General features: G+C 38.4%; 5 protein-coding genes. 3 read left to right on the top strand and 2 right to left on the bottom strand.

The annotated features are described in order from the left end of the window. Window positions 1-309 precede the first annotated feature (309 nt). Window positions 310-3675, top strand: coding sequence for a peptidoglycan-binding protein (locus ACZ42C_RS11515; RefSeq protein ID WP_464891262.1), 3366 nt, complete (start codon window positions 310-312; stop codon window positions 3673-3675). 173 nt (window positions 3676-3848) lie between these two features. On the opposite strand, the gene ACZ42C_RS11510 is transcribed toward ACZ42C_RS11515, so the two are convergent. After that, complete coding sequence (locus tag ACZ42C_RS11510; protein WP_464891261.1) at window positions 3849-5513, bottom strand: IS1634 family transposase; 1665 nt, start codon at window positions 5511-5513, stop codon at window positions 3849-3851. A 316-nt stretch (window positions 5514-5829) separates the two neighbouring features. Here ACZ42C_RS11510 and ACZ42C_RS11505 point away from each other — a divergent pair, with 316 nt between their 5' ends. Both ACZ42C_RS11505 and ACZ42C_RS11500 read left to right on the top strand, forming a co-directional pair. Continuing rightward, window positions 5830-9807: a peptidoglycan-binding protein gene (locus tag ACZ42C_RS11505; RefSeq protein WP_464891260.1), complete on the top strand. Its 3978-nt coding sequence runs from the start codon at window positions 5830-5832 to the stop codon at window positions 9805-9807. 226 nt (window positions 9808-10033) lie between these two features. Then, window positions 10034-13783 (top strand): peptidoglycan-binding protein, encoded by a 3750-nt coding sequence (locus ACZ42C_RS11500; RefSeq protein ID WP_464891259.1) that lies wholly within the window; start codon window positions 10034-10036, stop codon window positions 13781-13783. A 979-nt stretch (window positions 13784-14762) separates the two neighbouring features. On the opposite strand, the gene ACZ42C_RS11495 is transcribed toward ACZ42C_RS11500, so the two are convergent. After that, complete coding sequence (locus ACZ42C_RS11495) at window positions 14763-17519, bottom strand: CapA family protein (RefSeq protein WP_461183368.1); 2757 nt, start codon at window positions 17517-17519, stop codon at window positions 14763-14765. Between the last annotated feature and the right edge of the window lie 324 nt (window positions 17520-17843).

Below are 17843 nucleotides of genomic sequence, written 5' to 3'. Positions count from 1 at the left end.
TAACTAGAGCCTTCAAAATCCTTGAAAACAAGGGATTTTTCACTCGTTACAAATTTCGGGAATGCAGATTATAGGTATGTGTTTTCATACAAATAATTTTTATTTTCTACTTTAGCAAAAATACAATAGTTTAAAATCGGTAAAATAACTTTACCAAACTTCAGCTGTCCACTCAGGTAAGAACGGGCAGTCTAAGCATCTATAGAACTTCAAACTAAGATAAATTATTTTTTATTATCTCTTGAGAAAAGTATCAATAAATCCGATAATGTAATTGAAATTAATTGTCATCAAGGAGGTGAAACTAAAGTGAGGAAAACTATCATATTAACTGTTACGTTACTTCTTTTACTCCACTTTAGTCCGCAAACAATAGAAGCAAAAGAGGACGAGGAGTCTGCAGAAAAAGAAATAGACGAAGAACAAGTTGAATCTGAAGAGGATCTTGAGAGTTTAGAGGTTGAAACGTCAGAGGGGAATGAAGAAGTTACTGGCTATGAAGAAGGTGAAGATAAAGAATCTTCTTCTACCAAATCTGATGAGACCGACCTTAATACTAATCAGGCTGACCAAAAAAGTGAAGAAAAAGATGAACTTAACATAGGAAGTAGTAACGCCAATGATTTATCATCAGATGATGAGATTACTAGTGATAGAGTTATAGAATTAAGAGAGAAATTACATGTATTAGGATTTCCATCAACGGACGAACCAGATAATTATTATGGTGAAAGTACTGAAAAAGCAGTTGAAGAATTCCAAAAGTACTATAGCTTGGAAAATGTAAGTGAAATTGAAGATATCATAGAACAGTTGGAAACAATATTAGCTACGCCGTTACAGTACGGTGGAAATGATCCGGCTGTGGTTGAGTTAAAAGAAAATTTAGTGGCATTAGGTTTTGGTTCCTTTAACTTTAATCAAAACTACTTTTCCACAACTGCCGCGACAGTGGAAGAGTTCCAGGCTTTTTACGGACTAAAAGAAAATGGGATTGCAGATGATCGTACTCTGTCCAAGATCGAAGAGTTATTAAATACTCCAATGCAGCGCGGGGATTATCGTAAAGATGCGATAACGCTGAAAGAAAACCTTGCTAAGTTAGGGTTTAACGTTTCAAGCAGCTCATCGCCAGAGTATGACTCAGAAACTGAGAGTACAGTAGAGGCTTTTCAGGAGTATTATAGATTGGATGTGACTGGAGTTGCGGACGATGCAACCCTGGACAAGCTGGAAGAACTGATATCGACCCCGTTACAAGAAGGGGGAAGGCACGAAGATGCTATTCAGTTAAAAGAAGACTTGGAAAAGTTGGGCTTTGGCTCTTTTATAGGCAACCGAAATTATGGTTCCAAGACAGCATCAGCTGTAGAGGACTTCCAATCATATTACGGATTAAGAGTGAATGGAATCGCAGATGAGCGAACGTTGGAAAAGCTCGAGTCAATACTAAACACACCTCTGCAATATGGTGGGAATGACCCACTTGTGGTAGAGTTAAAAGAAAATTTAGTGGCATTAGGTTTTGGTTCCTTTAACTTTAATCAAAACTACTTTTCCACAACTGCCGCGACAGTGGAAGAGTTCCAGGCTTTTTACGGACTAAAAGAAAATGGGATTGCAGATGATCGTACTCTGTCCAAGATCGAAGAGTTATTAAATACTCCAGTGCAGCGCGGGGATTATCGTAAAGATGCGATAACGCTGAAAGAAAACCTTGCTAAGTTGGGGTTTGTGGTATCAAGTAATCCAACACCACAGTATGGTCCCACAACAGAAAGTACGGTGAAAGAATTTCAGGAGTATTATAGATTGGATGTGACTGGAGTTGCGGACGATGCAACTCTGGACAAGCTGGAAGAACTGATATCGACCCCGTTACAAGAAGGGGGAAGGCATGAAGATGCTATTCAGTTAAAAGAAGACTTGGAAAGGTTGGGCTTTGGCTCTTTTATAGGCAACCGAAACTATGGTTCCAAGACAGCATCAGCTGTGGAGGACTTCCAATCATATTACGGATTAAAAGTAAATGGGATCGCCGATGAGCGTACGTTGGAAAAGCTCGAATCAATACTAAACACTCCTCTGCAATATGGTGGGAATGATCCTGTTGTGGTGGAGTTAAAAGAAAATTTAGTGGCATTAGGTCTTGGTTCCTTTAATTTTAACCAAAACTATGGGAATATAACTGCCGCGACAGTGGAAGAGTTCCAGGCTTTTTACGACCTGAAAGTAAATGGGATCGCGGATGATCCTACGCTGGAGAAAATGCAAGAGTTATTAAACAACCCGATGCAACGTGGAGATTATCGTAAAGATGCGATAACGCTGAAAGAAAACCTTGCTAAGTTGGGGTTTGTGGTATCAAGTAATCCAACACCACAGTATGGTCCCACAACAGAACGCACGGTGAAAGAATTTCAGGAGTATTATAGATTGGATGTGACTGGAGTTGCGGACGATGCAACCCTGGACAAGCTGGAAGAACTGATATCGACCCCGTTACAAGAAGGGGGAAGGCATGAAGATGCTATTCAGTTAAAAGAAGACTTGGAAAGGTTGGGCTTTGGCTCTTTTATAGGCAACCGAAACTATGGTTCCAAGACAGCATCAGCTGTGGAGGACTTCCAATCATATTACGGATTAAAAGTAAATGGGATCGCCGATGAGCGTACGTTGGAAAAGCTCGAATCAATACTAAACACTCCTCTGCAATATGGTGGGAATGATCCTGCTGTGGTGGAGTTAAAAGAAAATTTAGTGGCATTAGGTTTTGGTTCCTTTAACTTTAACCAAAACTACTTTTCCACAACTGAAGCGACAGTGGAGGAGTTTCAATCTTACTATGGACTAAAAGTAAACGGGATAGGAGATCCGCGAACCATAGAAAAAATGGAAGAGATATTAAATAGCCCATTAAGGGAAGGTCAGCAACATGATGATGTGGTTCAGTTAAAAGCAGACTTGGAAACATTAGGTTTTGGTTCCTTTATAGGTAATACCAATTATGGACCAAAGACGGAAAGAGCAGTAATGGATTTCCAGGAAGCTTATGGGCTGGCAGTTAGCGGTATTGCTGATGAAGTAACATTAAAAAACATAAAAAATGAGGTAAACAATAATGTTGTGAAGATATTTTTAGACCCGGGCCACGGAGGAAGTGACTCTGGAGGAACTGGTTATGGTCTAAAAGAAAAAAATGTAGCACTTGACATAGCATTAAAAACGGCAGAAGTCTTAACATCTCAGTATTTAGGGATTGAGATAAAATTATCAAGAACAACAGATACATTTATTGAGCTGGTTGATAGAGCAAACATGGCAAATGAATGGGGAGCAGACTATTTTGTAAGTTTCCATGCTAACGCCTTTAATGGATCAGCTAGTGGCTTTGAATCGTATATATTTAACGGAAATGTATCAGATGAAACCAGGGAAAGGCAGAGAGATATTCACAACTATTTAATCGACAGAATAGAAGTAAACGATAGAGGAATGAAAGAAGATAACTTTAGTGTATTACGTAATACTAGTATGCCAGCAATATTACTTGAATACATGTTTATCGATAATGCAATAGAAAATGCACTATTAAAGGATGCAAATTACCGTGACTGGCTGGGACAAATAACTGCAGAAGCGCTTGCCTACTCTTTTGGTTTGAGAGAAAGATAATTTAAGATACTATAATATCATTGGATGCTCCAACTTTTTGGGGCATCTTTTATGTTTCTTAATATATTTTATTATCATTAGCCCGAGTTCTACATCCACTAGGTAAACATAAAGCCCTCAATCCCTTGACACCCAAAGGATTGAGGGCTTAAAAAGACATACTTATTGTGTTACTAGCTCTTAGGCTGAATATCCAAGATTTCTGGTGGCAAGTTCACCCCAACTTTTTGAAACACTTCCTTTTGCTTAGCTGTAGGGGTTGTTGTGCGGTAGAGATCTCCGTCGTCTGTAGTAAAATGCCCTACCTGCATCCGTTGCATCTCTCTACGTGTAGACTCCCAGCTTGCGTTCGTTTCCATTTCAATAAGCCTTACAAGTAACAGTGCCAACCAACTAATGATTACATGTGCTCGAATCCGGTCTTCCAAGCGATGATACATGGGGCGCAATTTCAGCGTGGACTTCAGTGTGCGAAAGGCATCTTCCACTTGAAGCAGCTGCTTATACCCCAGGGCAATATCTTCAATCGACAGCGTGTCATCTGATGTTCTGATTAAATATTTGCCGTCGTATTTGCTTGCATCGCGGATTGCCTGCTTATTCAATTTCAGCGTGCCGTCTTTCAATTGACGGATATATTTGCCATACACTTTATGTGCACGGAGTGCACACGCCTGTTTATGGTGGGCTTCATTGGGCAGCTGCTTTAAATTCTCCAGCTTCCGTTCAATCGTTTGGACAATCTGGTCTCTTTGATGTCTGTCACGTTCAGCTTCTTCAGGGTTAAAGGCAATCACATAACGTTTTCTGGCCTCGCCATCTCCCACAATAGATTCCTTTACCTGAAGGTTGTCACGAATCGTATGGAAACGGCCACGTTTACTGAGAGCGGCTTCCACATCCTTTTTACCTGAACGCATACGTTCCCCAATAATGTAATGACCTGCACCTCGCTGAAGGATACGCAGGTTTTCTTCGGAGGAAAAACCACGATCCATCACTTGTACAATGCGTCCCAGTCTCCAGCCCATAAGATCTTTTTTCACTTCTTCGATGACATTCATATCCATCGTATTACCGGGCCAAGTCCACACTTTAATTGGAATACCCTCCCGTGTCACGGCAAGTCCAATCACCGTTTGTACGAGGTCAGATCGTTTATCCTTCGAATAGCCCTGAAGGCGGAATCGATCATCTTCAGCTGTTTCATCCGGATCGACCTCAAAGTAGCTTGATGTGGTATCAAAGTAAAGTAGATCCACTTCCAGGTTGAACAGATTGGAAACATTATCAAACACACGATCCTCAAGCTGGCTCTGTACAGCAAGAAGCTCGTCCATAGCACGGTATAGCTGATGGCTCTGAATCCGGGAAAGGCCAGGCATATAGACATCCTCTGAAATCCATTCTTCCATTCCCAATTTACTTGTAGGAGCGAGTCCGCGGTTTGCGACCATGGCGAAAATCGCACGTTCCAGATCCATCTCATGGTTGCGGTTGCGGAAAATATCTTTCAGGATCGTATCCATGCCGAGCTTTTTCCACAATTGGTCAAACAGCCAAACACCACCCAGCCGTTTGGCGGAATGAAATAAAAACTCCGCTGCATCGCTAATTTTTTGCTTCGACTTCAGCGCTTCCTCCGGAGTAAGGAATCGGCTAATACTTTGGGCCAGTCGTTCAAGTACGGCCATATCGACTTTATCTTCACGGCCGAAAGAGTATATCACCTTCGCTTTCGCATATTTGGCCTTCGAATCCCACTCATTATGAGCCAGCTGAATGTACGAAACCTTTGATCCATCTTTATTTTTACGGGTAACTCTTCTTATGTACATGCCTATATTATACCAAATTAACATTGGTATGTAAAGGTAAATATTGTAAATCGTTTGCCTATTAAAGTTTAAAAAATTAAGAGGCACTAATCCACAGAAAGACTGACCTCATCGAGAATCCAGTTTATCCACAAGTGAATTTGTGCCTATCTACTGTCGAACTCGGGATTAGGAAACTTGCAATTTTTTCTAGTTAAATCATGACAATCTACAAATATTCCTTGAAAAAAGCGACTAATTATCCGATACTAGATTAGTGTATAAATTACTTTTTCTAATTATACACTAATCTAGTATCGGAGGAGGTGAAACTAAAGTGAGTAAATTCATCATACTATCTATTAGCTTACTCTTTTTATTCCACTTTAGTCCACACACAGCAGAAGCAAAAGAAAACGAGGATCTTGTAGAGAAAGATGTTGAGGAGACAGAACAGATAGATTCTGAGGGAAGGGAGCTCGAAACTTCAGAAATTGAAGAGACAGTTGACCCTTTAGAGGATGAAAATACCAATCCCTCTACTATTGAAACATCAGATCAAGATAGCCTAAATAGTAATGAAGCCGATCAAGAACAAGTTGATAACGAAACCAACATCCAAAGCCACAGCTTAAACAATACATCAGAAGAAGATGAAATAATAGACGATAGAGTTATAGAATTAAGGGAAAGTTTAACTGTATTAGGATTCCCAACAACGGATGAGCCAGAAAACTATTATGGTGAAAGTACTAAAAATGCGGTTGAAGACTTCCAACTATATTATAATTTAGAAGAACTAAGTGATATTGAAAGTATTATAGAACAATTGAACACAGTGTTGGATACACCCTTCCGGGATGGTCAGAGCCACACAGATACGATTCGGCTAAAAGAGGACTTAGTTGCCCTGGGTTTTGGTTCATTTGTATTTAACGAGAACTACGGGCCTAAGACGGCTGAGACTGTAAAAGAGTTCCAAGCATTCTATGGACTGAATGAAAATGGGATTGCAGATGATCGTACTCTGTCCAAGATCGAAGAGTTATTAAATACTCCAATGCAGCGCGGGGATTATCGTAAAGATGCGATAACGCTGAAAGAAAACCTTGCTAAGTTAGGGTTTAACGTTTCAAGCAGCTCATCGCCAGAGTATGACTCAGAAACTGAGAGTACAGTAGAGGCTTTTCAGGAGTATTATAGATTGGATGTGACTGGAGTTGCGGACGATGCAACCCTGGACAAACTGGAAGAACTGATATCGACCCCGTTACAAGAAGGGGGAAGGCATGAAGATGCTATTCAGTTAAAAGAAGACTTGGAAAGGTTGGGCTTTGGCTCTTTTGTAGGCAACCGAAATTATGGTTCCAAGACAGCGTCAGCTGTGGAGGACTTCCAATCATATTACGGATTAAAAGTAAATGGGATCGCCGATGAGCGTACGTTGGAAAAGCTCGAATCAATACTAAACACTCCTCTGCAATATGGTGGGAATGATCCTGCTGTGGTTGAGTTAAAAGAGAATTTAGTAGACTTAGGTTTTGGTTCCTTTAACTTTAACCAAAACTACTTTTCCACAACTGCTGCGACAGTGGAAGAGTTCCAGGCTTTTTACGGACTAAAAGAAAATGGGATTGCAGATGATCGTACTCTGTCCAAGATCGAAGAGTTATTAAATACTCCAATGCAGCGCGGGGATTATCGTAAAGATGCGATAACGCTGAAAGAAAACCTTGCTAAGTTAGGGTTTAACGTTTCAAGCAGCTCATCGCCAGAGTATGACTCAGAAACTGAGAGTACAGTACAGGCTTTTCAGGAGTATTATAGATTGGATGTGACTGGAGTTGCGGACGATGCAACCCTGGACAAGCTGGAAGAACTGATATCGACCCCGTTACAAGAAGGGGGAAGGCATGAAGATGCTATTCAGTTAAAAGAAGACTTGGAAAGGTTGGGCTTTGGCTCTTTTATAGGCAACCGAAATTATGGTTCCAAGACAGCGTCAGCTGTGGAGGACTTCCAATCATATTACGGATTAAAAGAAAATGGGATCGCCGATGAGCGAACGTTGGAAAAGCTCGAGTCAATACTAAATACTCCTCTACAATATGGTGGAAATGACCCACTTGTGGTAGAGTTAAAAGAAAATTTAGTGGCATTAGGTTTTGGTTCCTTTAACTTTAATCAAAACTACTTTTCCACAACTGAGGCGACAGTGGAAGAGTTCCAGGCTTTTTACGGATTAAAAGAAAATGGGATTGCAGATGATCGTACTCTGGCCAAGATCGAAGAGTTATTAAATACTCCAATGCAACGTGGAGACTATCGTAAAGATGCGATAACGCTGAAAGAAAACCTTGCTAAGTTAGGGTTTGTGGTATCAAGTAATCCAACACCACAGTATGGTCCCACAACAGAAAGTACGATGAAAGAATTTCAGGAGTATTATAGATTAGATGTGACTGGAGTTGCGGACGATGCAACCCTGGACAAGCTGGAAGAACTGATATCGACCCCGTTACAAGAAGGGGGAAGGCATAAAGGTGCTATTCAGTTAAAAGAAGACTTGGAAAGGTTGGGCTTTGGCTCTTTTATAGGCAACCGAAATTATGGTTCCAAGACAGCGTCAGCTGTGGAGGACTTCCAATCATATTACGGATTAAAAGAAAATGGGATCGCCGATGAGCGAACGTTGGAAAAGCTCGAGTCAATACTAAATACTCCTCTACAATATGGTGGAAATGACCCACTTGTGGTAGAGTTAAAAGAAAATTTAGTGGCATTAGGTTTTGGTTCCTTTAACTTTAATCAAAACTACTTTTCCACAACTGCTGCGACAGTGGAAGAGTTCCAGGCTTTTTACGGATTAAAAGAAAATGGGATTGCAGATGATCGTACTCTGGCCAAGATCGAAGAGTTATTAAATACTCCAATGCAACGTGGAGACTATCGTAAAGATGCGATAACGCTGAAAGAAAACCTTGCTAAGTTAGGGTTTGTGGTATCAAGTAATCCAACACCACAGTATGGTCCCACAACAGAAAGTACGATGAAAGAATTTCAGGAGTATTATAGATTAGATGTGACTGGAGTTGCGGACGATGCAACCCTGGACAAGCTGGAAGAACTGATATCGACCCCGTTACAAGAAGGGGGAAGGCATGAAGATGCTATTCAGTTAAAAGAAGACTTGGAAAGGTTGGGCTTTGGCTCTTTTATAGGCAACCGAAATTATGGTTCCAAGACAGCGTCAGCTGTGGAGGACTTCCAATCATATTACGGATTAAAAGAAAATGGGATCGCCGATGAGCGAACGTTGGAAAAGCTCGAGTCAATACTAAATACTCCTCTACAATATGGTGGGAATGACCCACTTGTGGTAGAGTTAAAAGAAAATTTAGTGGCATTAGGTTTTGGTTCCTTTAACTTTAACCAAAACTACTTTTCCACAACTGAAGCAACAGTGGAGGAGTTTCAATCTTACTATGGACTAAAAGTAAACGGGATAGGAGATCCGCGAACCCTAGAAAAAATGGAAGAGGTATTAAATAGCCCATTAAGAGAAGGTCAGCAACACGATGATGTGGTTCAGTTAAAAGCAGATTTGGAAACATTAGGTTTTGGTTCCTTCATAGGTAATACCAATTATGGATCTAAGACGGAAAGAGCAGTAATGGATTTCCAGGAAGCTTATGGGCTGGCAGTTAGCGGTATTGCTGATGAAGTAACATTAAAAAACATAAAAAATGAGGTAAACAATAATGTTGTGAAGATATTTTTAGACCCGGGCCACGGAGGAAGTGACTCTGGAGGAACTGGTTATGGTCTAAAAGAAAAAAATGTAGCACTTGACATAGCATTAAAAACGGCAGAAGTCTTAACATCTCAGTATTTAGGGATTGAGATAAAATTATCAAGAACAACAGATACATTTATTGAGCTGGTTGATAGAGCAAACATGGCAAATGAATGGGGAGCAGACTATTTTGTAAGTTTCCATGCTAACGCCTTTAATGGATCAGCTAGTGGCTTTGAATCGTATATATTTAATGGAAATGTATCAGATGAAACCAGGGAAAGGCAGAGAGATATTCACAACTATTTAATCGACAGAATAGAAGTAAACGATAGAGGAATGAAAGAAGATAACTTTAGTGTATTACGTAATACTAGTATGCCAGCAATATTACTTGAATACATGTTTATCGATAATGCAATAGAAAATGCACTATTAAAGGATGCAAATTACCGTGACTGGCTGGGACAAATAACTGCAGAAGCTCTTGCCTACTCTTTTGGTTTGAGAGAAAGATAATTTAAGATACTATAATTCATTGGATGCTCCAATTTTTTGGGGCATCTTTTAAATTTCTTTATTATTTTTATTATCATTAGGAAACTTGCAATCTTTTTTAGTTATATCATGACAACCTACAAATATCCCTTGAAAAAAACAACTAATTATCCGATACTAGACTAGTGTATAAACTATTTCTTTACGATTTTATGCACTAACTACTATAGAAGGAGGTGAAACTAAAGTGAGAAAATTCATCATACTATCTATTAGCTTATTATTTTTATTCCACTTTAGTCCGCACACAGCAGAAGCAAAAGAAAACGAAGATCCTGTAGAAAAAGGTGAAGAGGAGACAGAACAGGTAGAACCTGAAGAGCAAGAACCCGAAACTTCAGAAAGTGAAGAGACGGCAGTTGACCCTTCAGAAGATGATAATAATGATCCCTCATCTCTTGAATCAGATCAAGGAGACTTAAATAGTAACCGGGACGAATCAGAACAAGCAAGTGACGAAGTCAATATACAAAACAACAGCTTAAACAATACATCAGAAGAAGATGAACTAATAGACGATAGAGTTATAGGGTTAAGGGAAAACCTAAATATTTTAGGATTTCCATCAACGGACGAACCAGATAATTATTATGGTGAAAGTACTGAAGAAGCAGTTGAAAAATTCCAAAAGTACTATAGCTTGGAAAATGTAAGTGAAATTGAAGATATCATAGAACAGTTGGAAACAATATTAGCTACGCCGTTACAGTACGGTGGAAATGATCCGGCTGTGGTTGAGTTAAAAGAGAATTTAGTAGACTTAGGTTTTGGTTCCTTTAACTTTAACCAAAACTACTTTTCCACAACTGCTGCGACAGTGGAAGAGTTCCAGGCTTTTTACGGACTAAAAGAAAATGGGATTGCAGATGATCGTACTCTGGCCAAGATCGAAGAGTTATTAAATACTCCAATGCAGCGCGGGGATTATCGTAAAGATGCGATAACGCTGAAAGAAAACCTTGCTAAGTTAGGGTTTAACGTTTCAAGTAGCTCATCGCCAGAGTATGACTCAGAAACTGAGAGTACAGTACAGGCTTTTCAGGAGTATTATAGATTGGATGTGACTGGAGTTGCGGACGATGCAACCCTGGACAAGCTGGAAGAACTGATATCGACCCCGTTACAAGAAGGGGGAAGGCATGAAGATGCTATTCAGTTAAAAGAAGACTTGGAAAGGTTGGGCTTTGGCTCTTTTATAGGCAACCGAAATTATGGTTCCAAGACAGCGTCAGCTGTGGAGGACTTCCAATCATATTACGGATTAAAAGAAAATGGGATCGCCGATGAGCGAACGTTGGAAAAGCTCGAGTCAATACTAAATACTCCTCTACAATATGGTGGGAATGACCCACTTGTGGTAGAGTTAAAAGAAAATTTAGTGGCATTAGGTTTTGGTTCCTTTAACTTTAACCAAAACTACTTTTCCACAACTGCTGCGACAGTGGAAGAGTTCCAGGCTTTTTACGGACTAAAAGAAAATGGGATTGCAGATGATCATACTCTGGCCAAGATCGAAGAGTTATTAAATACTCCAATGCAGCGCGGGGATTATCGTAAAGATGCGATAACGCTAAAAGAAAACCTTGCTAAGTTAGGGTTTAACGTTTCAAGTAGCTCATCGCCAGAGTATGACTCAGAAACTGAGAGTACAGTACAGGCTTTTCAGGAGTATTATAGATTAGATGTGACTGGAGTTGCGGACGATGCAACCCTGGACAAGCTGGAAGAACTGATATCGACCCCGTTACAAGAAGGGGGAAGGCATAAAGATGCTATTCAGTTAAAAGAAGACTTGGAAAGGTTGGGCTTTGGCTCTTTTATAGGCAACCGAAATTATGGTTCCAAGACAGCGTCAGCTGTGGAGGACTTCCAATCATATTACGGATTAAAAGAAAATGGGATCGCCGATGAGCGAACGTTGGAAAAGCTCGAGTCAATACTAAATACTCCTCTACAATATGGTGGAAATGACCCACTTGTGGTAGAGTTAAAAGAAAATTTAGTGGCATTAGGTTTTGGTTCCTTTAACTTTAATCAAAACTACTTTTCCACAACTGAGGCGACAGTAGAAGAGTTCCAGGCTTTTTACGGATTAAAAGAAAATGGGATTGCAGATGATCGTACTCTGGCCAAGATCGAAGAGTTATTAAATACTCCAATGCAGCGCGGGGATTATCGTAAAGATGCGATAACGCTGAAAGAAAACCTTGCTAAGTTAGGGTTTAACGTTTCAAGCAGCTCATCGCCAGAGTATGACTCAGAAACTGAGAGTACAGTACAGGCTTTTCAGGAGTATTATAGATTGGATGTGACTGGAGTTGCGGACGATGCAACCCTGGACAAGCTGGAAGAACTGATATCGACCCCGTTACAAGAAGGGGGAAGGCATGAAGATGCTATTCAGTTAAAAGAAGACTTGGAAAGGTTGGGCTTTGGCTCTTTTATAGGCAACCGAAATTATGGTTCCAAGACAGCGTCAGCTGTGGAGGACTTCCAATCATATTACGGATTAAAAGAAAATGGGATCGCCGATGAGCGAACGTTGGAAAAGCTCGAGTCAATACTAAATACTCCTCTACAATATGGTGGGAATGACCCACTTGTGGTAGAGTTAAAAGAAAATTTAGTGGCATTAGGTTTTGGTTCCTTTAACTTTAACCAAAACTACTTTTCCACAACTGAAGCAACAGTGGAGGAGTTTCAATCTTACTATGGACTAAAAGTAAACGGGATAGGAGATCCGCGAACCCTAGAAAAAATGGAAGAGGTATTAAATAGCCCATTAAGAGAAGGTCAGCAACACGATGATGTGGTTCAGTTAAAAGCAGATTTGGAAACATTAGGTTTTGGTTCCTTCATAGGTAATACCAATTATGGACCTAAGACGGAAAGAGCAGTAATGGATTTCCAGGAAGCTTATGGGCTGGCAGTTAGCGGTATTGCTGATGAAATAACCCTTGCGAAAATAGAAGACATCTTAACATCTAATAGATACTCAACGTACAATCTAACACTAACAGAAGCAGTGGATATCCAAATGAGATTAAATAATCCTGCTCCGCAAACAGATAAAAGATATGCTTACGTATCAGCTGCTTATGTGAATGATAAAGGTGAAGTCACTGCTGGTACCCTAAATGTAAGGTCTGGACCAAGTGCATCCAGCAATAGAGTTGGATCACTTTCAAATGGTACTGAAGTTAACATCCTAAGTGAAGTTGATGGCTGGTATCAAATCGAATTTTCAGGTGCCGGCTGGGTAGATGCTGCCAGGTCTGATGTAAAATACTATATGGATCCGTCTAACTTTCTGGGCGATGAGAAACAGCAGTTCCAATTTTTAGATTTAGCTAGGAACAGTGCGGCTTCGGCAGATTTGTTGAATGATTACCTTGCAGGTAAAGGAATACTTGATGAAATGGGACAGTCATTTATTGATGCAGGTAACATTCACGGTGTAAATGATGTATATTTATTGTCACATGCACTTCTGGAAACCGGACATGGTTCATCTCCTTTAGCTAATGGAATTGACGTAGGAAAGAATCAATCTGGTGATCTAGTATTAGTTGACGCTGAAAACAGAAGTAGTTTAACAGATATAAGGACTACTTATAACATGTTTGGTATTGGAGCAGTTGATGGCAATGCTCATCAAGCAGGGGCATTTCGTGCATATAACGAAGGGTGGTATACCCCTGAAGCAGCTATCGTTGATGGTGCAAGGTTTATCGGGAATAATTATGTGAAAGCCGGTCAAAACACCTTATATAAAATGCGCTGGAATCCAGCTTCCATGGATGAAAATGGATATGCATCACACCAATATGCCACAGATATTGGTTGGGCATCTAAGCAAGTAACCAATATGTATAATCTTTATCAGACATTAAATATCTATGATGTATACTTAGATATCCCTGAGTATCTAAAGTAAGAAAAACCTTGCAGACGTAAATGATCTGCAGGGTTTCTTTTTTGTTGTTCTGCGGCTTACTGGTTGAACTTCTCTTAGATAGTTATAATTATCAATCCTCACAATAACAACATCCCTGCAACTAAACTAAAAACCTGGTTTCGAGTCTCAAACAGTAAGGGGACTTCTTCTAAATACATAAACCCTTACTTTTAAACATCGGTAGAAGCTTTGGTTAATCGTTGTTGTAGATAAGTCTCAATTAAGAATAATTTCTTGTTCTTCCATCTCTACTTTACGTGGGGGCGGATGGAATTTCTATGTCATCTACTTTCAAACAAAAATGTCCCTAGTCTTATTTAGAATTTTAAGCTTTGGTTTTTCAATCAAAGGATTCTTTTTGAATGTCATCTATTCTTTGGGAGTAATCTCCTTTCCAATAGTTCCTTCGATCGGTTTTTAAATCTTTAATTCATTTATAAATAGTTACATCAAATATGCCATATTCGCCACTTGAATCTTTTACAGAATTCCCATAATGAGAAAGAACGACAAGCAATTTAAGGAAATCATTGTTATATTGTTTGCCATAATTTCTTTTGCTTATTGGACCCATTATCCTAAAAATTCACTAAGATGTGTCCATGAAACTTTGAACCAATATTAAACAGAACATTTAACTTAAGCTTGATAATTTTATTGAATAGTTATGCGGAAGAGTGAATACACAATAAATAAAAATTGTTGCAAATCTAATCTAACAAGCTCTAAACAATGAGGGGATACTCACTACAAGAATGAACTTCTAAGTTTTATAACCCCCGCCAAGAGTATAACTATGTCTTTATAGTTCATTATTTAGAAGCATACTTTGTACATGATAACTGGAACTATTCTGAAGAAAAGGGAAAGATTGATTATTATTATAACCAACAACTAAATTTTAATGAAAGAGTCAATAACCTTCATCTAAATTGAATGAGGGTTATTTAGACCTCATTTATCTATTAATAATTTTTTTCAGAATAGAACTTACAATAAATTGTTTTTCCGGAGATGATTTAATAACTGCATAACTATATAAATTTATCCCTTCAAGCGCATTAGGATGTATATGATCCTTAATCCAGGTTTTTGGATTTCTGGTTTTAAATCTGGCATTGATGATTGGATTTGGATCAATATAAACATAACCTGATGAATTAGCATATTTCTCGAGTGCTTTACTATATTCGTTTAACATTTGAAACCGCTCATCTTTAGTCAACTTTGATATAGGATCGTATGCATCGGTGGTCCAAGGTGCTATAAACACAAATTCAGCTAATTTGTTTCTGGACTTTATTTTTTTAACGATTTGTGCCAGGTTATTAATGTATTCACTTGAAGTCATTGCACATTGTTTTGGGTCACGGTATCTCACATCGTTTGTTCCAATAGCAATAACATAAAGGTCTGATTTAAACTTTGATAAAGTATCAGCATGCTCTAAAAAATAAAGCGATGCAGTACTTCCTTTGGCAAAACTTTTGACATCCAAGTGATCAAAGTTTTCTACCAATGGTTCATACCAACCATATCCTCCATTTCTAGTTCCTTCTGTAACAGAATCTCCGATAAAACAAACGCTTTTGGACCTGGAAAGGAGCTTAAATAATTTCTTTTCTTTTAAATCATTCGATATCGTTAAACGCTGGACATGATTTCGAACATACCCTTTTGATTTTTTATTTGCCCTGTCAGCAAAAAGATAATATTTTTTTTGAACTTGATCTATTGATAACTTTTCACCAAGCATGGTATTGGTAATTAATTCATGCACTTTTCCAATTCGATCAAACTCGTAAGTGCTAATATGCTTTCTTATATCGTTATTATGAACTATATCATAAATAGGCAATGCTCTATAATTACTGTCAAGGTAGGAGTGAGCCCATAATGGTACACAAGCCAGCGCAAAAGGTGTACCGTTTTTAGGGTCTAAATATATATGAGTAAGTGCTGAAGCATCTCCATCCTTTTTTGTATATGAATTTACAAAATTACCAGGACAATGGAGAATAAGTACATCTGTATTTGTTTCAGATTTTTTTCTCCACTCATATGGCTGTACTGCATGTGGGTGATCGCTCAAAATTACGTCAGCACCTGCTTCCACAAAAATATCGCACCAGGCTTTTTGATAGCTATCAGGTGTATGCCTAAATTGCTGACCCATGTGCGGTAGAGCTACGATACAATCCGGATTTTCATTTTTGATCTTTTTAAAGTCTTGTAAAACATTATTTTTCACAAGGTCAAAGTGCTCATCTTCAGGTGAAACTAAAAGGGATGTAAGGTGCTCATTTTCTTCTTCAAGAAAGAAACTATTTTTATATCGGTTACTGTTTCTTGTGTAAGCAAGAATAGCTATCTTCAAACCTTTAATATTAAAAATGGGTAATTTTGCTTTTTCCTCAGCATTCCTATAAGTTCCCGAATGTAATAAACCAGCTTCATCTAAGATATCCAAAGTTCTCATTGCACCATCCACACCAAAATCTAAGAAATGGTTTTGAGCTGTAGTAACAAAATCAAATCCTGCTCTCTTAACAGCATAAGCAAAACTATCAGGGAAATTTAAATAGATTGGAATCCCGTCTCCATATATACTTGTGCTATATTCATATTTTTCACCAGCTGTAGGACCCTCAAATACCCCCATGGTAAAATCAGATTCATTCAGGTGTTTTTTAACGTAGGTAAACATATTGTCAAATTCATAGGAATCAGTTTGTGGGTTATATGCATTTAATACCTGATCCCTAAGTAAAATTAAGTCTCCTACAAATGACAGTGTAATTGCATCATCTAATTGTTTAGTCTCATTTTTGGAAATAACAGGATGTAGCTTACTGTTTGTTTTATTCTTTTTATTTCTTTTCTCTTCATATATTCGAACTTGCTTTTCTTTAAATTGTTTAATAAGGTTTTGAACAATTTCATCCTGAGCTCTCTCTGATGAAAGAAGAACATCAATATTTTCCTGAGCGTGCGAGAATTTTCCTTTTTCAATTCGGTTTTTGGTCTTTTCAATATGCCAATCTAAGATCTTATCTTCCTTTAGCTGAAACTCTAATGCTTTATCATTGAAAAAATTGAGAGCAACTTTTTTAAGTTGATTAGATAACAAAAGGGCTCTGGCAGTGTAATGACCAGCATTCTCTAGGTGATAATAGTTAGCGTTTGGATAAGTTGGTTTTAAGAAAACATCCACATAATGACGGTCTATATAGTTTTTTTTATCATAAAAAATAGTGACTTTTTGATTCGACTTTTTTACTTCAGTTAATTCTTTGTGACGAAAGCCTTTATTTTTAAATCTTTTTCCCATTAATTTATTAACTACTGGGTGAGCAGGAATTCGAGGACTCATAGCTAATATATTCGCGTTTATAGCTCCGCCATAATATATAGCACAATAAGCTCCCAAGCTGGAACCATATGTATATACATCTTTATCGTTTATCACGTTTTTAATTATACTGCTAAAATCCTCTGCGCTTAAAAACTGATATTGAGTATGTTTTCTTTGTGTGACATAAATATGGTCAAACCCGGTCGACATTACCAGTTCGCTCCCAAAACCACTTTCTTCCATATTTGAGTCTATTTCACCGAAAGTAATAATACACTTTTTACTTTGCAAATAACCATTAGTATAATAAGTGATTTTATAATTTTTAGTTGATTCAAGAATTCTTTTTTTGTATTCCATTATTTACCTCCTTAAGTAACAAAATAAATATGGGGGTTGATTGGCAAATACTATTATAACTAATATCTATAATATTTCATATTTTAAGAGATTAACAAGACTTGAAAAAATATTGTTTTACCCAATAACTAAAATGGTAAAAAGGCATTCGTTAAACCTCGAGAATTGCACTGGTCGGAGCAGAAGGTCTATGTCAACCTCAGCACGTTCTTGTCACTCAGAAATTTGATTAAGAATCTTTTATTCATGCAGGTTGTGGGGAAAGTATCCTCGACTATAAAAAGCTTGCAGTTTGTGCCCCCTTCTGCAAGCTTTTCTTATGCC

It is taken from the genome of Virgibacillus kimchii, assembly GCF_055379185.1.
Note: the sequence above shows the minus strand (reverse complement) of the source record. Positions and strands in the feature narration are given on the sequence as shown.

Excerpts from the sequence above, each read along its gene's own strand:
- ACZ42C_RS11510 (WP_464891261.1), bottom strand. The coding sequence starts at position 5,513 with ATGTACATAAGAAGAGTTACCCGTAAAAATAAAGATGGATCAAAGGTT.
- ACZ42C_RS11495 (WP_461183368.1), bottom strand. The coding sequence starts at position 17,519 with ATGGAATACAAAAAAAGAATTCTTGAATCAACTAAAAATTATAAAATC.